The organism is Halohasta sp. A2 (genome assembly GCF_056175805.1).
Window position 1 is genome coordinate 1 of record NZ_JAQFWV010000055.1, and the last position, 22,153, is coordinate 22,153.

At 61.6% G+C, this 22,153-nt stretch carries 20 protein-coding genes and 1 tRNA gene; 10 read left to right on the top strand and 11 right to left on the bottom strand.

Going from position 1 to position 22,153, the window contains the following annotated elements:
- Positions 1–338: 338 nt before the first annotated feature.
- Entirely contained in the window at positions 339–1,508 is a 1,170-nt protein-coding gene (locus tag O2S87_RS13660) for a 3-dehydroquinate synthase II (RefSeq protein WP_475409342.1), read from the top strand.
- A 68-nt stretch (positions 1,509–1,576) separates the two neighbouring features.
- Positions 1,577–2,383: a universal stress protein gene (locus tag O2S87_RS13665; protein WP_475409343.1), complete on the top strand. Its 807-nt coding sequence runs from the start codon at positions 1,577–1,579 to the stop codon at positions 2,381–2,383.
- 72 nt (positions 2,384–2,455) lie between these two features.
- Here the strand turns inward: O2S87_RS13665 and purB are convergent, their stop codons facing one another.
- Positions 2,456–3,874 (bottom strand): adenylosuccinate lyase, encoded by a 1,419-nt coding sequence (gene purB / locus O2S87_RS13670; protein WP_475409344.1) that lies wholly within the window; start codon positions 3,872–3,874, stop codon positions 2,456–2,458.
- Between the two features lie 166 nt (positions 3,875–4,040).
- On the opposite strand from purB, the gene purN reads away from it, so the two are divergent.
- A complete protein-coding gene (purN, locus tag O2S87_RS13675; RefSeq protein WP_475409345.1) occupies positions 4,041–5,624 on the top strand; it encodes a phosphoribosylglycinamide formyltransferase in 1,584 nt (527 codons plus the stop codon).
- Between the two features lie 210 nt (positions 5,625–5,834).
- Here the strand turns inward: purN and O2S87_RS13680 are convergent, their stop codons facing one another.
- From O2S87_RS13680 to sucC, 4 genes are all read right to left on the bottom strand, one after another.
- The gene (locus tag O2S87_RS13680) at positions 5,835–7,343 is read right to left on the bottom strand and encodes a uracil-xanthine permease family protein (RefSeq protein ID WP_475409361.1); all 1,509 of its coding nucleotides are present in this window, start codon (positions 7,341–7,343) and stop codon (positions 5,835–5,837) included.
- A 319-nt stretch (positions 7,344–7,662) separates the two neighbouring features.
- Positions 7,663–8,016 (bottom strand): hypothetical protein, encoded by a 354-nt coding sequence (locus tag O2S87_RS13685; RefSeq protein ID WP_475409346.1) that lies wholly within the window; start codon positions 8,014–8,016, stop codon positions 7,663–7,665.
- Positions 8,017–8,156: 140 nt separating this feature from the next.
- A complete protein-coding gene (gene sucD, locus O2S87_RS13690) occupies positions 8,157–9,026 on the bottom strand; it encodes a succinate--CoA ligase subunit alpha (RefSeq protein ID WP_475409347.1) in 870 nt (289 codons plus the stop codon).
- Positions 9,023–10,168 carry an ADP-forming succinate--CoA ligase subunit beta gene (sucC, locus tag O2S87_RS13695; RefSeq protein WP_475409348.1) on the bottom strand — a complete coding sequence of 382 codons (1,146 nt, stop codon included), beginning with the start codon at positions 10,166–10,168 and terminating at the stop codon, positions 9,023–9,025. The genes sucD and sucC overlap by 4 nt, the downstream gene beginning before the upstream one ends.
- Positions 10,169–10,324: 156 nt before the next feature.
- On the opposite strand from sucC, the gene O2S87_RS13700 reads away from it, so the two are divergent.
- A complete protein-coding gene (locus O2S87_RS13700) occupies positions 10,325–10,774 on the top strand; it encodes a universal stress protein (protein ID WP_475409349.1) in 450 nt (149 codons plus the stop codon).
- A gap of 12 nt (positions 10,775–10,786) precedes the next feature.
- Here the strand turns inward: O2S87_RS13700 and O2S87_RS13705 are convergent, their stop codons facing one another.
- Positions 10,787–11,071 carry a hypothetical protein gene (locus tag O2S87_RS13705; protein ID WP_475409350.1) on the bottom strand — a complete coding sequence of 95 codons (285 nt, stop codon included), beginning with the start codon at positions 11,069–11,071 and terminating at the stop codon, positions 10,787–10,789.
- A gap of 39 nt (positions 11,072–11,110) precedes the next feature.
- A complete protein-coding gene (locus tag O2S87_RS13710) occupies positions 11,111–11,317 on the bottom strand; it encodes a hypothetical protein (protein WP_475409351.1) in 207 nt (68 codons plus the stop codon).
- A gap of 97 nt (positions 11,318–11,414) precedes the next feature.
- Between O2S87_RS13710 and O2S87_RS13715 the strand changes: the two genes are divergently transcribed.
- Positions 11,415–11,487: transfer RNA gene (locus tag O2S87_RS13715), tRNA-Gln, on the top strand.
- 239 nt (positions 11,488–11,726) lie between these two features.
- On the opposite strand, the gene O2S87_RS13720 is transcribed toward O2S87_RS13715, so the two are convergent.
- Both O2S87_RS13720 and O2S87_RS13725 read right to left on the bottom strand, forming a co-directional pair.
- Positions 11,727–12,710 (bottom strand): 5,10-methylenetetrahydromethanopterin reductase, encoded by a 984-nt coding sequence (locus O2S87_RS13720; protein ID WP_475409352.1) that lies wholly within the window; start codon positions 12,708–12,710, stop codon positions 11,727–11,729.
- Positions 12,710–13,480: a coenzyme F420-0:L-glutamate ligase gene (locus O2S87_RS13725; RefSeq protein ID WP_475409353.1), complete on the bottom strand. Its 771-nt coding sequence runs from the start codon at positions 13,478–13,480 to the stop codon at positions 12,710–12,712. Before O2S87_RS13725 ends, O2S87_RS13720 begins: the two co-directional genes overlap by 1 nt.
- Positions 13,481–13,615: 135 nt before the next feature.
- Between O2S87_RS13725 and O2S87_RS13730 the strand changes: the two genes are divergently transcribed.
- Positions 13,616–14,839 (top strand): eIF2B alpha/beta/delta subunit family protein, encoded by a 1,224-nt coding sequence (locus O2S87_RS13730; RefSeq protein ID WP_475409354.1) that lies wholly within the window; start codon positions 13,616–13,618, stop codon positions 14,837–14,839.
- Between the two features lie 33 nt (positions 14,840–14,872).
- On the opposite strand, the gene O2S87_RS13735 is transcribed toward O2S87_RS13730, so the two are convergent.
- Complete coding sequence (locus O2S87_RS13735; protein WP_475409355.1) at positions 14,873–16,249, bottom strand: cytochrome P450; 1,377 nt, start codon at positions 16,247–16,249, stop codon at positions 14,873–14,875.
- A 78-nt stretch (positions 16,250–16,327) separates the two neighbouring features.
- Here O2S87_RS13735 and O2S87_RS13740 point away from each other — a divergent pair, with 78 nt between their 5' ends.
- Positions 16,328–16,771: a universal stress protein gene (locus O2S87_RS13740; RefSeq protein ID WP_475409356.1), complete on the top strand. Its 444-nt coding sequence runs from the start codon at positions 16,328–16,330 to the stop codon at positions 16,769–16,771.
- Between the two features lie 56 nt (positions 16,772–16,827).
- Complete coding sequence (locus O2S87_RS13745) at positions 16,828–18,060, top strand: MFS transporter (protein ID WP_475409357.1); 1,233 nt, start codon at positions 16,828–16,830, stop codon at positions 18,058–18,060.
- A 225-nt stretch (positions 18,061–18,285) separates the two neighbouring features.
- Here the strand turns inward: O2S87_RS13745 and O2S87_RS13750 are convergent, their stop codons facing one another.
- Entirely contained in the window at positions 18,286–19,542 is a 1,257-nt protein-coding gene (locus O2S87_RS13750; RefSeq protein WP_475409358.1) for an MFS transporter, read from the bottom strand.
- 211 nt (positions 19,543–19,753) lie between these two features.
- Between O2S87_RS13750 and O2S87_RS13755 the strand changes: the two genes are divergently transcribed.
- Together O2S87_RS13755 and O2S87_RS13760 are read left to right on the top strand one after the other, a co-directional pair.
- Positions 19,754–20,185, top strand: a complete 432-nt coding sequence (locus tag O2S87_RS13755) for a hypothetical protein (RefSeq protein WP_475409359.1) — start codon at positions 19,754–19,756, stop codon at positions 20,183–20,185.
- Positions 20,186–20,268: 83 nt separating this feature from the next.
- Positions 20,269–21,930, top strand: coding sequence for a tRNA uridine(34) 5-carboxymethylaminomethyl modification radical SAM/GNAT enzyme Elp3 (locus O2S87_RS13760; RefSeq protein ID WP_475409360.1), 1,662 nt, complete (start codon positions 20,269–20,271; stop codon positions 21,928–21,930).
- The last annotated feature ends 223 nt before the right edge of the window (positions 21,931–22,153 follow it).

A 22,153-nucleotide genomic window follows, 5' to 3' on the forward strand; every position in this document is an offset into this window, starting at 1 on the left:
CGAGAATCAAGAGCATTTCAAACAGTTTGTCACTGACACATTCTTAGATCTCTCTCAACGTCTTGGATTTGCGAATGGTTGGATCAAAAAGTTCCTCACCGATATTCAAAAGTTACGCTGACCACTCTTGCTCTCGTCAACGCCTGTGGAGACTGCACTCCCTGTGGACACGTCCGTGTCTGCAAAGCGCGTCGTTGAAGCAGGAAGCCCCACCCTCAAGGAGCGAACCGCGTCAGCGGTGAGCGAGTAGGGTGGGGTAGTTCACTGCTGGTGTCGACTGCCGTCGACAGGGCTGTAGTTCCGTCACGTTCAAGCCTCCCGGCTTTGACCAACAGGTAATGACGCGAACGGTTTGGCTGAAGGCTGACGACACGGTCGGCGAGTGGGAGACACGAAAGAACCGAATCACGACCGCGATCGAAGCTGGCGTTGACTGGGTGCTGGTCGACGAAGGCGACGTGGGTCGAGTCCGCGAACTCGGCGACATCAGCGTCGCGGCGTTCCGGTCGGACGCCGATATGGTCGACACAGCTGACTCCGACAGGGATGACGCAGTAGCCGACGCCTACTTCGTCGGCAAAGACGGTGAAGGCGACGGCACGGTCGACCTCCCCTCCGACTTTTCGGGGTCTGCAGATCTCACGACGCTCCGTCACAGCGACGACCGGGCACAGGGAGCCTATATCCGAATCTTTGACCAAGAGTACGAAGCCTTCGCCGAAGCTGCGGCCCACGATGCCGACTACACCATCGTTATCGGTGAGGACTGGACGATCATCCCGCTCGAAAACCTGATCGCCAGAATCGGCGAAGAGACTGATCTTCTCGCCGGCGTAACGACCGCCGAAGAGGCTCAGACCGCCTTCGAGACGCTCGAAATCGGCGCTGATGGCGTGCTGCTCGACACCGACAACCCCGACGAAATCCGAACGACAGTCGAGGTTCGGGATGCCGCCGAGCGCGAAACACTCGATCTCCAGTACGGCGAGGTGCTGGCAGTCGAACGAACTGGGATGGCCGATCGGGTCTGTATCGACACGGGCAGTCTGATGGACCACGACGAGGGAATGCTTATCGGCTCGATGTCCCGCGGGTTGTTCTTCGTCCACGCCGAGACCGCTCAGTCGCCGTACGTTGCCTCCCGGCCGTTCCGGGTCAACGCAGGGGCCGTCCACGCCTACGTCCGCACACCTGACGGTGGCACGAAGTACCTCGCCGAACTCAAAAGCGGCGACGAGGTCCAGGTCGTCGACACCGACGGCAACACCCGTGAGGCGATCGTCGGCCGCGTGAAGATCGAAAAACGACCGATGTTTCGGGTCGAACTCGACGTCGACGGCGACCGAATCGAGACGTTGCTACAGAACGCCGAAACGATCAAAGTCGCGACCAGCAACGGCCGCAAAGCCGTCACTGACCTCGAAGTCGGCGACGAAATGCTCGTCTACTATGAAGACGTTGCCCGACACTTCGGCGAAGCGGTCGAAGAAAGCATCATTGAAAAATAATTAATTACATACCACTCATCTGAATTTCACTGTTCTTTATACCACATTAGCACACAGAATATTGTATAATGATCGGGGTCTCCGACGCCCAGCCGACGAACGACGAGTATCCGGCGGCTGGACCCTGTGTACTCGGCCCCGTAGACGATGAGACAGCTCACAGGCGCGCCGCATCGGTCGCCCATGCGCTTGCCACGAGTCGGCGTACCAACCTGTTGGTAAGCAACAGAACGGTGGCGGAGGCGGCTACTCCACTACCGGAGAGTCACCGCGAAGGCCACTGCTCGTCGACAACGAGCGTTGAGAGTGCGAGTGAGGCGGGGCTCGATCTGGTCGTCAGCCAGCACACTCCCTCAGCGCTCGTGGTCACGCGAAACACCGAACAGCATCTGTTGGGCGAACTGTTTTCGGATCCTGCCGAGCGGCTCTCGGCGAAAACCGACGTGCTGACCGTCGACGGGCGCGGTGAGACCGACCGGATCGCCTCCGTTTTGGTCCCAATTGCTGGCGGCGACCACAGCGAGTTGGCTGTTGAGACCGCCGTTGCGCTTGCTCGTGCCAACGACGCCGCCGTCGACCTGTTTCACGTGATCGAAGACGACTCCGAACAAACCCGAAATCGTGGCCAGAGGGTCCTGAACACGGCACTTGCAACGATCGACGAGTCCGACACCGACCGCGTCGACACCTGGCTGTACGAGGCTCCGGACGCACCCGAGGCGATCACCGAGCAGTCGAACTACTACGATCTCACCGTCATGGGTGCGCCGACAGTCGGCCCGCTCGAACGGTTCGTCTTCGGGTCGACCTCGAAACACGTCCAGCGGGAGGCCGACTCACCGGTGATTGTCGCTCACGCACAACACAGCGACTAACTGTTTCGGCTGGGTTGCTGGAAACCGGAACTCTACACGCCGCTCTATAAACTGAGAACGTCAATTGTAGTGTTAGTCGTTGACTACCTCGTCAGCGAGTTCGGCTGCGATCCCGGTATAGTTCGTCGGCGTCAGTGCGAGCAGTTCCTCGCGGACCGACTCGTCGACGTCCAAGGATTCGAACAGATCGTAGAAATCCTCGATGGTAATCTGTTTGCCACGTGTGAGGTCTTTGACGCGCTCGTAGGCGTCGGTGTCGCCCTCTCGGCGGAGGATCGTTTGGACGGCCTCGCCGATAATCTCGGGGGTCGACTCCAGTTCATCGGTCATCACCTGCTCGTTGGGGACGATCTTGTCGACTCCGGCCTGTGTTTTTTGATAGCCGATCAAACAGTGACCGAATGCGGCCCCGATGTTGCGCTTGACCGTCGAATCCGAGAGATCCCGCTGGAGTCGCGAGGTCGTGATGTAGTCCGCAAGGAAGGTGAGATCCGAGTTCGCCTTCGAGAGGTTTCCTTCGCTGTTTTCGAAGTCAATGGGGTTGACTTTGTGAGGCATCGTCGACGAGCCCGTTTCACCCTCGACGGTCCGTTGGCCGAGATACCGATCCGAGATGTAGAGCCACATATCACGATCCATATCAATTAGGATGTTGTTAACGCCGCAAAGCGCGTCGAAGACGGTCGCCAGATCGTCACAGTGGTTGACCTGTGTGGCAAGGTTAGTGTGATCGAGCCCAAGACCGGTGACGAAAGAGTGGGAGAAGGCCTGCCAGTCGACGTCCGGGTAGGCCGCATGGTGTGCCGCGTAGGTCCCCGACGCGCCTGCGAGTTTGCCCGCGAGATCGTCGGTCGCAGCCTGCACGCGGGCGATGGCCTTGCCGAGACGGGCGGCGTAGACGGCCATCTCCTTGCCGAACGTCGTCGGCGTGGCGGGCTGGCCGTGGGTCCGGGCGAGCATCGATAGGTCGCGGTGTTCGTGTGCGAGGTCGACGAGTTCGTCGCGGAGCTCTTGGAGGGTTGGCACGATGACGGTCTCAACGGCGGGTTTGACCAGCAGTCTGTGGGCGAGGTTGTTGACGTCCTCGCTGGTCAACCCGAAATGAATCCAGGGGTAGAGTCGTTCGGCATCATCGACTGCCTCGGCGTCGTCGAGTTTGATGCGAAGGAAGTATTCGACTGCCTTTACGTCGTGGTTAGTCGCCGAATACCCATGCACACCGTCGACTTCGATCTCCTTGATCAGCCGGGCGTCTTCGGCGTCGAAGCTCTTGTAGGTCTCCTGGAGGGCGGTCGACTCTGACTCGGTGAGATCGATTGGAACCACATCGAGAGCTGCGAGTGCGAGCAGGTAATCTGCCTCTACGTGGACACGAGCACGCATGAGACCGGATTCGCTAGCGTACGGCGAGAGCGGGGCTGTCCGTCGGGCATACCGACCGTCGAGCGGCGAGACCGCCACCAGCGGATCGGATCGCGGGAGTTCAGTCATGGCTGAGTCTGGTGGTGGTACTCGCAAAAGAATGTCGATAGAAACCACCACTTCTGTGTATATGTTTCCGGTAGGCAGCCGCATTGAACGGGGTATCTATCCGTGACTGTGCACACCGACCGCGGTCGACCGCAACTGTTTTTCGGTCACCGTGGGTGGCTCACATATGGTTAAAATCGCTGGCTTAGCGAGCAATCGCGGCCGAAATCTGCTGCATATCGCCGACCGGATGCCAGGCGGTGCGGAGCTGTCTATCGTTCTCACAAACCAAGATGGTGCCCCTGTTCTCGAAGGGGCCTCCGAGCGCGGAATACCCACCGAGGTCGTCACCCGCCAGGAGGGAGAATCCCGAGCGTCTCACGAAACGCGCATCCTCGACACGCTGGAGGGGTACGATTTCGATATCGTCTGCCTGGATGGCTATATGCGGGTGCTGACCGAGACGTTCATCGACAACACCCCCACCACGCTCAACATCCATCCCTCCTTGCTTCCGGCGTTCCCCGGTATGGACGCCCACGAGCAGGTGCTCGACTCCGGAGCACGGATGACCGGCTGTACGGTCCACGTCGTCACCGAGGAGGTCGACGCCGGACCCATCGTCACCCAGGAGGCAGTCCCAGTGTACGAGGACGACGACACCGTCGACCTGAAAAAACGCGTCCTCTATGACGCCGAGTTCACGGCCTACCCGCGGGTCGTTCGGTGGTTCGCTGAGGACCGTGTGACGGTTGATAGGGACTCTGAAACGGTCGAAATCGAGGGCGACACTGGCGGGGATTTCCCCCAGCGTCGACTGGTTTCCGACGATCTCGCTGACACGTTACGGTACGGCGAGAATCCACATCAGGACGGCGCGGTGTACGCTGACGGCACCTGCGAGGAGGCTAACGTGGTGTCGGCCCCACAGCTCAACGAGGGGGCGAAGGCACTGTCGTACAACAACTACAACGACGCTGACGGTGCACTCAACCTGATCAAAGAGTTCGACGAGCCCGCCGCCGCGGTGATCAAACACACCAACCCCGCAGGCTGTGCGACCGCCGACTCGCTGTCGGATGCCTACGACAAGGCCCTCCGTACAGATCCAAAGAGTGCCTTCGGTGGCGTGGTCGCGCTCAACGGTGAGTGTGATGCCGAAACTGCCGAGCAGATCGTCGACTCATTTAAAGAGGTCGTCGTCGCACCCGGGTACACCGACGCCGCACTCGATGTGCTGACCGAAAAGAAGAACCTTCGAGTGCTTGATGTGGGCGATCTCGGCGAGGTTAGCGAGCGCCTCACGGAGAAACCGATCGTGGGTGGCCGACTCGTCCAGGAGCGAGATCTGGCTTCGCCGTCGATCGAGGAGTTCGAGGTCGTCACCGAGCGAGAGCCGACCGACGAGGAGCTACAGACGATGAGGTTCGCGTGGCAGACGCTCAAACACGTCAAATCGAACGGCATCGTGTTTGCCTCGGGAACCGAAACGGTCGGGCTCGGTGTGGGGCAAGTCTCGCGTGTCGACGCTGTCGAACTCGCTGGCAAGAAGGCCGAGCGCGACGCCGTCGGCAAGAGTGCCGAGGGTGCCGTGATGGGCTCGGATGCCTTCTTCCCGTTCCCGGATGGGATTGAGGCCGCCGCCGAAGCTAGTATCGAAGCGGTGATTCAGCCCGGCGGCTCGGTTAACGACGAGGACGTGATTGAGGCGGCAAACGAACACGGGATGGCGATGGTGTTCACCGGGATGCGGTGTTTCCGACACGATTGAGCGAAGCGAAAGCGTGTCGGAAAGCAGCGTGTGAGTGGAGCGAACACGCACGCCTTCCGGCATGACTGAACGGAGTGAACGGATGGCGGAAGTCAGTGAACGAGTGAAACGAAGTTCGCGCGATTTCAGACACCACTGAACGGAATCAGCGATTAGTAGCCGACGCCTACTTATAAGGGCCGATAGGATCGGACCCGGAGCCGAGCGTGATTAATCGTCGCCCGTTTTCGGCGTGCTCCCGGAGAGATACCGCTCGTGGACGGCCTCGAAGTCGTCGTCGTCTTCGGTGATGTCTTCCCACTCGGTCAGCCCGCGACCCTCGGGACTGCCGGGAATCGTGAGATCGAGCAGGAAGCCGATGATGCCGCCGACGGCGATACCCGTCGTGCCGACGACGAAGACGGTCTGGGCGACGAGTTCGGTCCCGAGGACGACCCCCGCCACAGGCACGTCGACGAGGAGCTCCTGAATGGCGGCTGCGCCCGAATCGCCAGCGAGGTTCTCGACGAACGTCGGAATCGACAGCCCGCTCAAGAGGGTGAGACCGATGATGAACACGTTCCGGTTCTCGTTGAGGTCGACGTACTGGAGCTGCGAAAGCCCAACGCCGATAATCTGGGCGAACATCACTAAAAAGAGCCCGCCGACGATCGGGTCGGGAATCGTCGTCACGAAGCCACCGACGTACCCCAGAAAGCCCGCCGCGAGCATCATGATCGCGCCAACCTGTACGACGTACCGGGAGGCGACGCCCGTAATGCCGATCGCGCCGATGTTCTCCGAGTAGGACGTCGAGCCGTTGCCGGTGCCCATGATCCCCGCGAAGACGTTACCGATCCCCTCCATGCCGAGTCCGTGGTTGATCCGCCCGGCGCTGGGGGCCTTCTCGCCGGAGATCCGGGCGACGGCGTAGTAGTCGCCGAAGCTCTCGATCATCGAGGCGATGACGCCAGCGACCATCCCGACGATGAACGCGGGCGTGAACTGCGGGGTTCCCCACTGGAAGGGAACGATTGGCTGGAGGAGTGTGGCTTCGGTGACGCCGCTGAGGTCGACGAAGGCGTTCGACCCCTCGGGAATGACTCCGGCGACTGAGAGGACGGTCGCGATGAGCCACGCGCCAACCAAGCCCAGCAGGACGGGGTACAGCTTGAACACCCGGTTGCGATCGGTGAGATACTGCGAGAAGCCGACGATCAACACCAGTGTCAGCCCGAACAGCCAGAGGCTCTGTGTCTCGGGGTTCGTGATCTGTGGGGCGTCGAACAGCGCCAATCCGATCAGCGCGATGATCGGCGCGATGACGACGGGACTCAGGAAGCGTTTGAGATACCCGAAGAGGCCGAAATAACCGATCAGAACCTGAACCACGCCAGCGACGATCATCGCGCCCTGGAGTTCGACGATCATCGTCTCCCAGCCACCGCCGTTCGAACTGACAACGCCAATGATAGCCAGGGCGGGCGCGAGAATAGCGAAACTCGCACCCTGGACGAGCGGATAGCGGTTGCCGACGGTCGTCTGGGCGAGCGTGGCGATTCCCGAAACGACGAAGAAGGTGCCAACGAGCTGCGCGGTCGCGTCGGCGGGCATCCCCATCGCACCTGCCATCACCAACGGCACGGCGATGTTCGAGCCGATCATCGTCAGATAGTGCTGAAGCCCCAGTGCCATCGACTGGCCCGCAGGTGGTTTCTCTTCGATTCCATACTCGACCATCCCCGCATCGGTCGACTGCTGTTCGGTTTGTGTGCTCACAATGGATTCCTCGCGTGGTGGCCGAGGGGTGAGTCGACGGACTCTCACCTACCACAGCCACCGTTTCTGTTCTGGAATTATGCTACGTCTAATAATATCTTTGCTATTACCCACAGTCGCTGCGTAAAACAAGTCGAATGACTAACAGCTGGCGCTGGTTTGCGTGACAACGAGACACGAACTCGTGATTTGTATCAGTATCTGTCAGCACACGGCGAATCGTGACTAACCCAGAAATGATGTCGCGAAAGGGTCGACCCGTGACCCCACTCCGGCCGTTCTACACACCGGGGATGCCGAACGCACCGATTCCGAGTCCAAGGATCGAGTTCACGACGAACAGGATGAGCAGTGCGGAGACCCACGCGCCCAGTCCGATGAGCGCGGCCTTTGTCCAGCCGCCGGGGTATCGCCACTTGATGACGCCGACCCAGACGACCAGCGCGATGACGGGGCCAATGAGGGGGATCCACGAGGTAAGCGCCCAGCCGACCGCACCCAGGAACGCCGTTACCACGGCGTGGCTGTAGTCGTCGACGTCAATGAGCACACGCGCACTGATGTAGATGGCAAGGCCACCGATTAGGAGGGCAATAACAAAGGCAACAATCGAACCGACAAACGGGATTGGCATGTATACCAACTGGTCGCTAGCCGGGTATAGTTGGTGTCTGAAGGATTTGTAAAGACCATGCAACAAACCCCCGTTTCGATTGGTTGAAACCGGAATGAATCGATAAATCGAACACAAACCGGCCGTCGACACCAGGAAGTCTACAGGAAGTCTTCGATGGCGTCGGCGACCTCTTCGGGGGTGTCGCCGACCGGCACGCCCGCGTTGTTGAGTGCGTTGATCTTCGATTCTGCGGTTCCTGTGCCCGAACCAGAGACAATGGCTCCGGCGTGGCCCATGCGTTTTCCTGGTGGGGCGGTTCGACCGGCAATGAAGCCAGCGACGGGCGTATCCATGTTTTCGGCGATGAATTTGGCCGCCTGTTCTTCGTCCTCGCCACCGATCTCGCCGCACATCACGACCGCCTCGGTGTCGGGATCGGCCTCGAAAGCTTCGAGGGCATCAATAAACGAGGTTCCGATAATCGGATCGCCACCGATGCCAATCGCGGTGGTCTGGCCGATCCCACGTTCGGTGAGATTGGAGACCACTTGGTAGGTGAGCGTCCCCGAGCGCGAAACGAGACCCACATTTCCGGATTCGAAGATGTTGCCCGGCAGAATGCCGAGTTTGGCCTCGCCGGGGGTGATGATGCCCGGACAGTTCGGGCCGAGTAGTTTGGTGTCGACCTCACTTAGTCGCTTGTTGACTTTGGCCATGTCCTGGGTTGGGACGCCCTCGGTGATCGCGACGACGAGGTCGAGATCCGTGTCGAGGGCCTCGAAGATCGCATCGCCCGCGAACGCTGGCGGGACGAAGACGACCGAGGCGTTTGCGTCCTCGGCTTCGACAGCCTCGTCGACGGTGTCGTAGACGGGGACACCTTCGACTTCCTGGCCACCCTTGCCGGGGACCGCGCCAGCGACGACGTTGGTTCCGTACTCCAGCATCTGTTGGGTGTGAAACTTGCCTTCGCCGCCGGTAATTCCCTGCACTACCACTCTGGTGTCGTCGTCAACGAAAATACTCATTGTGCCACCTCTTCGGCGTTTTTGACCGCACGCTGGACTGCCGATTCAAGCGTTGCTTCGACCTGGACGAGGTCGGTGTTTAAGATCTCCATTCCTTCTTTGGCGTTGGTCCCTGCAAGTCGGACAACGACCGGTTTCGGAATCTCGTCGAACTGTTCGAGTGCCTCGTTGATCCCTTTCGCTACTTCGTCGCCGCGGGTGATCCCGCCGAAGATGTTGAAGACGACGCTGTCGACGTTCTCATCGGAGAAGACGACATCTAGAGCGTTGGCCACGCGCTGGGCCTTCGCGCCGCCACCGATATCCAGGAAGTTTGCGGGTTTGCCGCCGTAGTAGTCCACGAGGTCGAGCGTGGTCATCACGAGCCCGGCACCGTTGCCGATGATTCCGGTGTTGCCCGAGAGGCGAACGTAGTCGAAGCCGTATTCGCCTGCTTTGCGCTCAAGGTCGTTCTGATAGGCGTCTTTTTCCATTTCGGCGAGGTCCGGGTGCCGAAAGAGGGCGTCTTCGTCGATGTTCATGACGGCGTCGGCGGCGATCACGTCGTCGTCGCTGGTGATCATGACGGGGTTGACCTCGATGTCGCTGGCGTCGTTATCCTCGTAGAGATCGTACAGCTTCGAGAGAATCGACGTGACATCGCGGGCGTACTCCGCGGGAACGCCTGCGTCGTAGACGACCTTGCGGGCCTGGTACGGGTGGAGTCCAAAGGCGGGGTCGATGTGTTCCTGGGCGATGGCCTCGGGGTCTTCTTCGGCGACCTGCTCGATGTCGACGCCGCCCTTGGTCGAGACCATGGCGACGGCTTCGCCCTCGCCGCGGTCCATCGTCACGCCGACGTAGTACTCGTCGACGAAGTCGACGCCCTGTTCGACAAGCACTTCGTTGACGTGGTAGCCTTTGAGGTCCATGCCGAGAATGGCCTCGGCGGCCTCGCGGGCCTCGTCTTCATTGGTTGCGATCTTGATCCCACCGGCCTTCCCCCGGCCGCCGACGTGGACCTGTGCTTTGATCGCGGCTGGATAGCCGATCTCGCGTACGGCATCGAGCACACCGCCGATGCTGTCAGCAAGTTGAGATTCAGGTACCGGAATCCCTGCGTCCGCAAAGATCTCCTTTGCCTGATACTCGTGGAGTTTCATACGTCCACAAGGCGGCGTGACAGACGCTTAAATCCCGTCGGTTTGCGTCAGTCGACCCGTCCCGTTTTGCCATTCTCAATCGGTCGACTGTTCACTCCGGGCGACACTCGGTCGTGGCTGAATTGTGCCTTTGAGGCGTCGGCCCGAAGAGGGCCTATGGCATCGCAGATACTGGTCCCGCTCGATGGTTCGCCGCTCGGAAGCAAGGCACTCACTGTCGCCCTCGAAGAACACTCCGACGCCGAGATCCACGTCCTCCACGTCGTCGACCCGAGCGAACCGGGCTACAGCTACGCGTCGCTGGGCGTCGACGCCTACGACAGTCCACACCACGGCAGCGAGGAGTGGTACGACCGCGCCGACGAGTACGCCGCCGAACTGTTCGAAGACGCTCGCGAGCAGGCCAGCGACCACGGCGTCGACCTCACGACCGAAACCCGAGTGGGACGTCCCGACCGCGAGATCGTCCGCTATATCGAGGACAACGACATCGGCCACGTGATCCTTGGGAGCCACGGCCGCGACCGGGAGTCCCAGACGCTGGTCGGCGGCGTCGCCGAGGCGGTCGTCTTCCGGTCACCAGTGCGCGTGACGCTTGTGAAATAGCGGAGCGAGGAGTCAGTCGGTCGTCGACCGTTCGCGGAGGATGCTGACGCCCCCAACGACTAACCCTGCGACTGCGAGGAGCGTGCCGCCGGTGACGAGGGGGTTCACGTAGTGGGTGTTACAGCCGTCGGAGTAGTGGATCGACAGGCCGTCGACGCCGCTGAGTCTGTAGCTCGGGTCGTGGTCCTCGCAGAACACTTCGGTCGAGCCCCAGTGGAAGCCGAAGGCGACCGCCGACAACAGTGCCACCGCAAGTCCGACACCCACCAGCAGGACGCCAACACGTTCGAGTTCCATACCTGATGCTCTGTCGGTGATACTAACTGCGCTGTGGGTTCAGTCTTCAAGATCAGCGTACCACCGGACGAGACCGCACTCGGGGCAGATGTAGCCGAAAACGTCGACCGTCTCTTTGGCACCGAGCGAGCCGAGAATTCCCTTCCGAGGCTCGTCGGTTCGGAGGGTGACCTTCTCGCGATTGAGCACGGTCATGGGTGTCGATCGTTCGAGCGAGACGCCGCAGTCGGGACACCGGTGAGCCATAGTGGATGTTGGCGTCTGTGGGCCTAATTCTGTGGGCTGGCATCGACCAACCCGAAAAGAAAGGACTATGTAAATCCGAACGCCGAAATATAAACGCAGTCCCGTGGTGTAGTGGCCAATCATATGGGCCTTTGGAGCCTATGACGGCGGTTCGAATCCGCCCGGGACTATCTTTTGCGAGCGAAAGCGAGCAGTAGTATCACGACGCGGATTCGAAGCAGGGAGTCGAGCGGTGCGAGGTCGCTTGCGACCTCGAAAGCGAACGGCGAAGCCGTGAGCGAAGTGGAACGACCGCGGTTCGAATCCGTCCGCGTTACGAGTTCTGACGATCCCTCGTATCTATGTATAAACCTATTCCCGTCGACCGCCTAACTCCTATCGAACATTTAAATAACACCCAGTCGACGACTCAGTCGACTCGACGATACGCCTCAGCCGCCAGATCGATCGCCGTCTCTAGCTCTGGGCCGAGCGGCGAGCCAACAACGATACTATCGGCGTGATCGAGCACAGCTGCCATTCGATCGGCGACCTCGTCGACCGTGCCAGCCATACAGAACGCCTCGATCATCGCGGGCGTTACGAGCTCGAACGCCTCGGAGAACTCGCCCGCGCTGATGTGGTCGCCGATGTCTGTGGCGGTTTGCTTGTCAACCCCGTGGCGATCCAACACCGGTGGCGCAGCTCCGGCCGTAATAAATGCAACCGGTGGCCGGGCGGCCTCGCGGGCGGCTTCGCGCTCAGCATTGACGCTTACACTCGCATACGCGGCCAGATCAAACGTTCCACGAGCGTCGGGCCGGTCGGCCAGTCCCTTCTCGACCTGCTGGCGGGCCCACGCGAGGTCGGCCTCGTGCGACCCATTGAACAGCAGGCCACCGGCGTGTTTGGCGGCCATCCGGCACATGTGCGGCCCTTCGCCGCCGACGTAGACCGGGATGTCCGCGCCGCTCGGCGGTTCGTAGTTGAGTCCGGCGGCAGTCGCTTCGAACGTGCCGTCGTGGTCGACGCGCTCGCCAGCCCAGAGCTTCTGGGCTGTTTTAAATGCCTCAAGCACGGGCCGAAGGCCGCGGTCGTCGGCATAGCCGAGGTTGGCCAACGTAGAGGGGTCGCCCGGCCCGATTCCGAAGACGGCTCGCCCGCTGGTGGCTTCATCGAGCGTGGCGACCTTCGAAGCTAGCGTGACGGGATGAATCTCGAACGGGTTGGCGACGCCCGGGCCCACGCGGAGGTCGTCGGTCGACGCGCCTATGTGATGGAGCGCGGCGAAGGCGTCGCGGTTGTTGTAGTGACACGACGAAAACAGCGTATCGAAGCCCGCGTTTTCGGCCCGAACCCCGAGGTCGACGAGTCGCTCGATCGGGTGTTCCGGCGTGAGTTCAATCCCGAACATCAGGCTTTCCTCCCTTGTGGGCTGTGTGACCAGCCACGCAACGCCTGGCGGACGTAGTCGCCGTCGACTTCGCGGAAGTGGTTCTGGCTGCCCGGCAGGTCGCCGAACTCGAAGCCACGGACGACCACGACGGGTGTTCCCCCTGCGCCCTCGCCAGCGACGAGATTTGCGGCCGCCGCGAGTTCGTCGATCACGTTCTGGACGGTGACGCCCATCTCGCGGCCGTCACGGTCGATCTGACCGCGCCAGTCGCGACTGGCAGGCATCCCATCCCAGCCGATGGCGACCCCGCGTTGGCCATAGCGGAACGGTCGACCACACGTGTCGGTGACGATCACTTGGTCGGCCGGAAGCTCCGACTGAATTCGGGCCGCGCTCTCGCTGGGACGTTTGGGAAGCAACAGCAGGTCGCCGCCCGGTACGTTCGAGCGGTCGATCCCGGCGTTGACGCCGACGTGGCCGAACCGCGTCTCGGTCAGTAAAAACGGTGACTCCATGAGGAGGTCGACGCTCTCTTCGAGCACCGCTTGGGCGAATCGCGGATCCTTTTCGCGGTCGTCGAGTTCGGAGAGACGGGACGCGATCTCGCGGGCCCGTGGGCCCGCCGGGTAGTCCTCGAGATTCGCTATGCGTCCTTCGGCTTTCGAGACGACCGTACTGGCGACACACACCACGTCGTCGGCCTGGAGGTCGACCCGCGTTCGGATCTCGGCGGCGAGATCGTCCCCAGGCTCGATCTCGGGGATGTCGTCGACGGTGAATAGTTCCATGGCGTGAAAATGGCCTGTCGGCCAAAAAGGCCGCCGATAGGGGCCGGTCGAACCGGTGTCGACGCGGCCGGAACAAAAATATCAAAGTTGAGAACAATAGAAACCATCGTATCACCGGGGCCCAAACGTAGGGTGATGACAGATATCGTCACTGCGTTCGTCCGAAACCGTGGTGAGCTGTTGGTGACCCGCATGGCCGACAGCGAGACGGATCGCGGCCGCTGGGATGGGCTGTCGACGGCCATCGACGTCGACTCCGAGAGCCGGGCGGCCGCAGCCCGGCGGTTCGTCCGCGAGACGACCGGACTTTCGTCGTTGACACTGGCCTACGCGGGCGAGTCGTTCACTGTCGAGAACGTCGACACCGAGCGGACGATCCACCCCGTCCTGTTCGATTCGCCGAGCCGCGAGCTCGGCGCTATCGACGGCGTCGAGGCCGTCGACTGGGTGCCTGCAACCGCCATCCGTGAGCGCGAGACCGTCCCGGGACTCTGGGAGGCGTACCAACAGGTCGCCCCGTCGCCGACGACGATCGCTGCCGACACGGTCCACGGCTCGGCCGCGCTCTCGATTCGCGCGCTCGAAGTGCTTCGGGACCGCGCGGCGGTGGTCGACGATTGGGACGAGTTGGTCGAAACCGCGCTCGCACTGCAGGACGCCCGCCCGAGCATGGCGGTTCTTGAAAACCGGATCAATCGCGTGATGACAGCGGCCGACCAGTCTCCGACGGCGGTTCACGACCGTGCGATCCAGGAGATCGACGCCGCGCTTGACGCCGATGCGACAGCCGCCGCAACTGCCGCCGACCGCGTTGAGGGGCCGATTGCGACGCTCTCGTGGTCCGGGACAGTCAAGGACGCGCTCACCACGCTCGGCCACCCAGTTACGGTCGCCGAATCCCGGCCCGACCGAGAGGGGATCGACCTCGCCGAATCGCTGGCCAGCGCTGGCGTCGACGTGACGCTGACGACTGATGCGGCACTACCGGCAATGCTCACCGGTCGTGAGTTCGGTGCGGTTCTCGTTGGTGCGGATACGATTTTGCCGACCGGCGACATCATTAATAAAGCTGGCACACGGGCGCTCGCGCTGGCAGCCGATCACGCCGACGTGCCGGTGTACGTTGTTGCCGCACGCGATAAGGTCGCCACTGACGACACGTTCCACGACGAGCAAGGGCCGCCGGAGGCGGTGTACGACGGCGTCGATTCGATTTCGGTCCGCAACCCGATTTTCGATTTAACTCCTGGTGAGCATGTCGAGGGTGTACTGACCGAGGACGGTCTGCTCGACCAGCGCGGAATCACTGTGGTCGCCGCCCAACACCGCTCGAACGCCGAGTGGGTCGACGAAGTATAAAAAGGCACAGTCAGGCGGCTGGTATCCATCTTCCTACGCGTTGTCGACGTACGGTATCAATTGGATCGTCGACTCGACCGGTCCGCCCGGCCGCAGCGTCGGCGTCGCCCGCAGATCGTCGAGTGCGCCGTCCTCGACGTCGACATCGAACCGCTGGACGATCCGCGCCAGCGCCAGCCGTGCACCCGTGATCGAGAACTGTCGACCGATACAGGCGTGTGGCCCGCTGCTAAAGGGGAAGTACGCCTCGACCGACTGCGGTGACTGATTGAGCCACCGATCGGGATCGAACTGGTTGGGCGACTCGAAGTAGCGCGGGTCGCGATGGATCGACCACTGGGGCATGATGATTGCAGCCCCCTTTGGAATCCGATACTCGCCGAGTCGGACTTCGGCGGTCGACTGCCGGAAGACGGCCCACGCTGCCGGATACAACCGGAGCGCCTCCTGAAAAACGCGCCCGGTGTACTCGAGATCGGCGACGTGATCGTGCGTGGGCGTCTCGTCGCTGAGGATCGCGTTGGCCTCCTGGCGTACCCGCTGGCGGATCTCGGGGTGCTGCGAAAGCAGACACTGCGTGTAGGTAAGCGACAGCGCGGTGGTTTCGTGGCCGGCGATCAGAAACGTGGCCACCTCGTCGCGGATCTGGTTCGGTGGGTACTCGACGTCCGGATCGTCCTCGGCCAGCAACAGCATCGTCAGCATGTCCTTCGGCCGCCCGTGGTCGTCGGGCTCTCGGTCGGCGAGGTCGGCGCGTCGACGCTCGATCAGCTCCTCGGCCAGTCCGAGAATCCCTTCGGCGGCTTTTTTGAACTCGGGATTCGTGCGGGTGGGGACCCACTCGGGCGTGACGGCATCGAGGCCGAACTCGAACTCGTCGCCAGCGACCTGCATCCAACTGTGGAACTGCTCGGCGCGTTCGCGGCCGATGTCCTCGCCCAAGAGGATCTCCGAGGCGACGCGGACGGTGAGCGCAGTCATCTCGCCGTGGAGGTTTCGCGTGATGGCGTCGGTTCCCGAGAGATCGGTAGTCCACTCGTCGACGAGTGAGTCGACGCGTCGACCGACCGTGTTGGCGTACGCTCGGACCTGCGGGCCGATGAACGCCGGTCCCATGATCGATCGCTGTTGGCTCCAGAGCGCGCCTTCGCTCTGGACCAACCCCTGGGTGGCGATGAGCGCGGCCGGACCACTGGCTGGTACACGGCTGAACTCAGCCGGTCGAGAGAGCGCATCGTGAACGAGCGTGGGGTTCGTGAGAACCACCAGCGGCGCACGGCCGGGAATCGGAACGGCGACGCCATCGTCGAAGCGTGCCTGCATCGTCTCGATGAATCGGAAGGTGTCGTCGCCGAACCGAACCGCGTTTAACAGGCCGGATTCCGGCGGGTTCGGCAGCTCTCGTCGCATACCACAATTACGGCCTCAGCGGTCTTGTACGTTATCCCGAGGCCACCCTTTAAGCAACGGGGTGGCCTGTGTGAAACCATGTACGATACGGTGCTGGTTCCAACTGACGGCAGCGACACGGTCGAACAGACACTCCCGCACGCCCTCCGTCTTGCCGCGGATACCGGCGCGACGCTGCAGGCGCTGTATGTCGTCGACACGCGTGCGATCCACGCCGCCGAAGCCGACGAGCGTGAGACGGTCGAAGCCGACCTCGTCGAAGCGGGCGAAACCGCCGTCCAAACCGTCGCCGACCGAGCCGCCGCCGACGGCATTGAGACCGAAACCGCCGTCCGCAAAGGCACTCCCGACAAGGAGATCGTCCGCTTTGCCAACGAGCACGGAACCGACGTGATCGTCATCGGAACCGACGGCAAGACCCCTCGCGAGAAGCTCCAGGCGCTCGGTAGCGTCTCCGAGCGCGTCGTCGACAGCGCGCCGATGCCGGTGTTCGTTATTAAAGGGGCTGTCGACGCTGCATAGCGCTCGAAGGCGATCGCCAGCTGGTGTTCAATGCCATCGGAAAACACATATATTATATGATGGTTGACGTGGGCGACACAATGGGTGCCCGCCGCACTGTCTGGCTCGTGTTCCTCTGGCAGCTTGCTGCGAGTGTCTGTTACTATACGATCTTTGCTGCGACGCCCTTTTTTCGGGATCAGTTCACCCTCACGGGCGCGCAGGTCGGGTTGGTCCTCACCGCGCTCTCGTTGGGGTATGCGACGTTTCTGCTTCCCCTTGGCGCGATGACGGACCGATTTGGCGAACGAAAAATGCTCACCATCGGCCTCATTGGGCTCTCGGTCGGGTCGGTTCTCGTCGCCGGCGCGTGGTCGTATCCGACCCTCCTGGTCGGTACGTTCCTTCTGGGATCACTGTACGGCACCGCGATGCCGGGGACGAACAAGGCGATCTTCGATAACATCCCAGCCGGTCGACAAAATCTCGCCGTTGGCATCAAGCAGGTCGGCGTCACTGCCGGAAGCGGCCTGAGCGCGCTGCTGGTTACTGGCATCGCTGGCGTCCTGTTCTGGCAGGCAGGCTTCTATGTGGCCGCCGCTGGCGGGCTCGTCGTCGCCGCGGCCTTCTGGCTCGTGTACCGTGGGGCGGCCGTCGACGGCGATACCGACTATCCCGACTTCCGGACGCTTTTCGACAACAAACCCTACCGGTCGCTGACGATCGCGGGGGTGTTTCTCGGTGCTGGGCTGTTTACCACCACGGGGTATACCATCATTTACATCAACGAGTCGGTGGGGGCGACCGTCGCCTTCGGCGGATTTGTGCTGGCGGCGATTCAGGTTTCGGGGAGTGCCGGACGCCTCATCACTGGCTGGCTGAGTGATGTGTTGCCGGGTAATCCACAGCAACGAATCGGGAAGATCCTTCTCGTCCAGTCGGCCGCCAGTGTGGTGTTGTTCGTCGCCGTCGCGCTTGTCGACTCTCGGCTCGTCGCGGCAGTGGTGTTTATCCTACTGGGCTTTTTCGCGCTCGGTTTTACCGGTATCTACTACTCCTGTATGGCGACGCTGGTCCCGGCCGAAGAAATGGGGAGTGCGACCGGCGGCGGCCAGCTTGCGCTCGTCGCCGGGGCACTGTTTGCGCCACCGACGTTCGGGCTGTTGGCTGATACGGTCAGCTACCGGGCCAGTTGGGGACTGCTCGCCGTGCTGTCGTTGCTGGCAACGGGGTTTGTCGTTCGCGTTATCCGGACCGATCCACCGGTCGACAACGAGGTGGCGGCCGCGGCTGTGACTCTCGAAGACTGATATCTTCCCCGACCAGCCACGAGTCTTCAACCAGCGGCGAGTCTTCGATCAACAGCGAATTTTCGACCAGCGGCACGTTTCCGACTTGCGGTGGTCAACCAACCCCACCGGGGCCAGGATCCTGATGAGCGGTTACCCGACAAACCGGTCTTATTTATAAATGTCTGCGTTCCACGAGGAGCCGGAGAAGTGACGGTGTTTTTCGATGGGCTGTCGTCGACCGGATCAGGTTCTCACGAACTGCTTGCCTACCAACACCGCACCGAGGCACGCCGCGATCGTCGAAAACCCGGCGAGTACGACGAACATCACCGAGACGGAGGCGTAGGTGAGCACGGTGCCGGTGACTGCCGCTCCGAGTGCGCCGATACCGAAGATGGCGAGATAGGTGTAGCCGAACGAGAGTCCTCGCGATCCGGGCAGCGAGTACTTTGCAATCGTCGCCTGTGAGAGCGGCTGAATCGCAAACAGACAGACGCCGAGAACGAAACTGCCGACCAGCAGTCCAGCGAGCCCCGTCTGGGCGGCCGGAACGAACGCTAGCGCGATGATTGTCAGCACGCCGAGCATCATCGCGAGCCCACGGTCGGGTTCGATGCGCTCGGTGAGCCGACCGCCGAGATACTGCCCGCCGATGCCGACGGTCAGGAGTCCGGCGTAGAGGTACTGCGAAAGGTCGAACTCCTCGGCAACCGGGCTCTCGGGGTCGATAATCCCGAGACTGACATCCCCGACGGCAGCGGTCAGAAACTCACCGAGCAGGTCGGGAAGGAACGTGAGAACGCCCCGGTAGTAGAGTCCGTTGAACGAGACCATGACGAACACCAACAGGAAGCCGATCGTAAACAGCCGTCGCGTCTCGCTGGCGAACGCATTGAGCGACGAGGGACCCGAGCGCTGACTCGCCTCGTCGTCGATTGACACCGCAGCGGTCGGATCGAACGAGATGGTCAGCCCGACCACCATCGCGACAAGCGAGGGAACCGCCAGCAGCGCGGTCACGAGCCGCCACTCGAAAGTGAGCAACAGCAGAGCAGTCAGCAGTGGACCGCCCGCGATGCCCGTGTTTCCAGCCATCCCGTGGTAGGCGAACGCTTTCCCGCGATCTTCGACCCCGTTACTTATAAGCGTCAGTCCGGCTGGATGGTAGACGCTCGCGGCGATCCCCCACATCGCCAGTGCGAGCGTAATGCCGACGACACCGGGTGCGAGGCTCAGCACCAGAAACGACAGCCCCATTCCGGTGAGACAGACACTGATCAGCGTTTTCGAACCGAACCGGTCGACCAACAGTCCGCCCGGAAGCGCGCCGACGCCGAACAGCCCGTAGCCAACGGCCGCCGCCGCTCCCAACACGGCGGCCGTCGTCGAGAATTCGAGCAGCCAGACCGTCATCAGAATCGGAATTGACAGTTCGTATATGTGTACCATCGCATGGCTGACCATGACGAACGAGACGATCGATCGGTCGTTGGAATCCACGAATACTGATAACCGAAGCATCCGGTACTCATTATTATTGGGGTCGACTGTCCACAATGCGTGAACGTGGGTCGCAGATCGGTGTGAGCCTGATCGCGCTTGAACATCCGCTCGACTCGATCTCAGCGACAGGAGTCACACACGAACAATTAATTTATCGACAGTTTCAGCACACAGAAAGTATAGTATCTTTCGTGATGGTCACCGGGATGTGTACCACATTCTACTCGCGGTCGACGGCAGTCGCGACCGGGTCGACAAACAGCTCGCCTCGCTCAGAGAGCTCTTTGGCCAAGGTGAGTTGCAAGTGACTGTTCTCCACGTTTTCGAGGAGGTCAATACGGTCCCCGACGAGACGGGCAAAGCAGTCAACGAGTCGATCGGGGAGCTGCAGGGCGTTCCCGACACGGTCGAACAGGCCGCCGAAGCGATCGAAGCCGAGGGTATCCCGGTGGATGTCGTAACGACACAGGGACCACTGACCGTATCATCGCAGTCGTCGACGACGGCGACCTCGTCACCGCAGGCGGTGTCACGTCCGGGTTGGATCTCGCGTTCCATCTCATCAGCCGGGAGTTCGGCGCGGACCTCGCCGGCGTCGTTCAGACCCAGATGGAGTACGAACCGCCACGGCCCGTCGTGACGACTGGCCACGACGAGCGACACGCTTAACCGCCAAACGCTGCGAGAAAGAATAATGACTATCGCTCCTCGGGAGGCGTCGGCGTGAGCTCCGAGAGCGTCGCCGAATCTGACCCGTTCGAACAAGCCTGTGCTGCGCTAGTCGAGAAAATCGTCGACGGCGAGGTCGAACGCGAGGACCTCGAATCGGCAAAACTCAGCGTCTGCTCGGAGTACTCCGCGCCAAAGGTCCCAAAAAACACCGAACTGCTGGAAGCCGCTCCCAGCGAACACCGCGACACGGTCAAGGCGGTCGTCAAGCGCAAGCCCGTTCGCACTGCCTCAGGCGTCTCGCCGGTCGCCATTATGACCTCGCCGCATATGTGTCCCCACGGCAAGTGTCTCTACTGTCCCGGTGGCCCCGCCAGCGAATTCTCCTCGTCGCAGAGCTACACCGGCCACGAGCCCGCCGCCGCCCGCGGCGTCCAGAACGATTACGACCCCTACGGCCAGGTCACCCTCCGACTCCACCAGCTGCGGACGATTGGGCATCCTGTCGACAAGGTCGAACTCATCCTGATGGGCGGCACCATGACCGCCCGAAGCCACGACTATCAGGAGTGGTTCGTCAAGCGCGCGCTCGAAGCGATGAACGACTACGATCTCGATAGCGACCCCGCCGCGGCCGAGGGCGTGAGCTTCGCCGAGGACCCCGAGAGTTACGAGTTCAACTATCTCGAAGACGTGATCGCCGAAAACGAGACCAACGAGATCCGCAACATCGGCACCACGTTCGAGACCAAACCCGACTGGTGTGACCCCGAGCAGATCGACCGGATGCTCGATTTGGGTGGCACAAAGGTCGAAGTCGGCGTTCAGACCACCTACGAGCGAATCAACCGCGAGATGCACCGCGGCCACGGTTCGCAGGCCTCCATCGACGCCAACCGTCGACTCCGTGATTCCGGGTTCAAGGTGGGCTTCCACATGATGCCCGGCCAGCCCGGCATGACCAGGGAAATGTGCCTGGAGGACTTCCGGCAACTCTTCTCGAATTCGGATTACAAACCCGACTACCTGAAAATCTACCCCACGCTCGTCGTTCGGGACACCCTCACCTACGATATGTGGCGGCGTGACGAGTACGAGCCCCTCAACAACGAGGAGGCAGCCGAGATCGTCGCCGAAGTGATGGGGATGATCCCGAAGTACACGCGACTCCAGCGCGTCCAGCGCGATATTCCCGCAGACTTCATCGACGCCGGGGTCTGGAAGTCGAACCTCCGACAGTTGGCCTCGCAGCGCGCCGAAGAGATGGGCATCGAATGCCGGGACATCCGGGCCCGTGAGGTCGGGATGAACGAGGCCGATCCAGATGTCGAAAATATCGAACTCGACATCATGACCTACGAGGTCTGCGGTGGGACCGAACACTTCATAAGCTTCGAAGATCCCGTCCAAGACCTTCTGATTGGCTTTTGTCGGCTCCGATTCCCGAACAACCCCGTCCGGCGGGAACTCCAGAACGCCGCCATCGTCCGCGAACTCCACGTCTACGGCAGCGAGGCCGGCATCGGCAAGGAGGCGGGCGACCGCGACTGGCAGCATCGTGGCTACGGAAAGAAGCTGCTCGCCACGGCCGAAGAACTCGCCGTCGACGCTGGATTCGACAAACTCAGCGTAATCTCGGGCATCGGCGTCCGACAGTACTACCGTGAGAAACTCGGCTACACGCAGGATGGCCCCTACGTCAGCAAGTGGCTGTAGGTAGAGAGTAGCTGGTCGCTACCGGTCATTAGTCGTCTTTTAATACGGCCACGATACGGAGCCGACGGTAATCGGCGGTCCAGGATCTATCCGAAATGCCTCGTTGCGCCGCTAATTAATCGCACTCTCGGTGCTTTCTCCGTCCAGTTTCCGTGAAAGTTGTATGCAATTGGACGCCTTCTGTCGATATGAAGTCGAAGCGGTCAACAATACGACAATGTAA

Bases quoted from the DNA above. Each gene is read 5' to 3' on its own strand.
- O2S87_RS13660 (WP_475409342.1), top strand. From the start codon at position 339: ATGACGCGAACGGTTTGGCTGAAGGCTGACGACACGGTCGGCGAGTGG.
- O2S87_RS13665 (WP_475409343.1), top strand. From the start codon at position 1,577: ATGATCGGGGTCTCCGACGCCCAGCCGACGAACGACGAGTATCCGGCG.
- purB (WP_475409344.1), bottom strand. From the start codon at position 3,874: ATGACTGAACTCCCGCGATCCGATCCGCTGGTGGCGGTCTCGCCGCTC.
- purN (WP_475409345.1), top strand. From the start codon at position 4,041: ATGGTTAAAATCGCTGGCTTAGCGAGCAATCGCGGCCGAAATCTGCTG.
- O2S87_RS13680 (WP_475409361.1), bottom strand. From the start codon at position 7,343: ATGGTCGAGTATGGAATCGAAGAGAAACCACCTGCGGGCCAGTCGATG.
- O2S87_RS13685 (WP_475409346.1), bottom strand. From the start codon at position 8,016: ATGCCAATCCCGTTTGTCGGTTCGATTGTTGCCTTTGTTATTGCCCTC.
- sucD (WP_475409347.1), bottom strand. From the start codon at position 9,026: ATGAGTATTTTCGTTGACGACGACACCAGAGTGGTAGTGCAGGGAATT.
- sucC (WP_475409348.1), bottom strand. From the start codon at position 10,168: ATGAAACTCCACGAGTATCAGGCAAAGGAGATCTTTGCGGACGCAGGG.
- O2S87_RS13700 (WP_475409349.1), top strand. From the start codon at position 10,325: ATGGCATCGCAGATACTGGTCCCGCTCGATGGTTCGCCGCTCGGAAGC.
- O2S87_RS13705 (WP_475409350.1), bottom strand. From the start codon at position 11,071: ATGGAACTCGAACGTGTTGGCGTCCTGCTGGTGGGTGTCGGACTTGCG.
- O2S87_RS13710 (WP_475409351.1), bottom strand. From the start codon at position 11,317: ATGGCTCACCGGTGTCCCGACTGCGGCGTCTCGCTCGAACGATCGACA.
- O2S87_RS13720 (WP_475409352.1), bottom strand. From the start codon at position 12,710: ATGTTCGGGATTGAACTCACGCCGGAACACCCGATCGAGCGACTCGTC.
- O2S87_RS13725 (WP_475409353.1), bottom strand. From the start codon at position 13,480: ATGGAACTATTCACCGTCGACGACATCCCCGAGATCGAGCCTGGGGAC.
- O2S87_RS13730 (WP_475409354.1), top strand. From the start codon at position 13,616: ATGACAGATATCGTCACTGCGTTCGTCCGAAACCGTGGTGAGCTGTTG.
- O2S87_RS13735 (WP_475409355.1), bottom strand. From the start codon at position 16,249: ATGCGACGAGAGCTGCCGAACCCGCCGGAATCCGGCCTGTTAAACGCG.
- O2S87_RS13740 (WP_475409356.1), top strand. From the start codon at position 16,328: ATGTACGATACGGTGCTGGTTCCAACTGACGGCAGCGACACGGTCGAA.
- O2S87_RS13745 (WP_475409357.1), top strand. From the start codon at position 16,828: ATGATGGTTGACGTGGGCGACACAATGGGTGCCCGCCGCACTGTCTGG.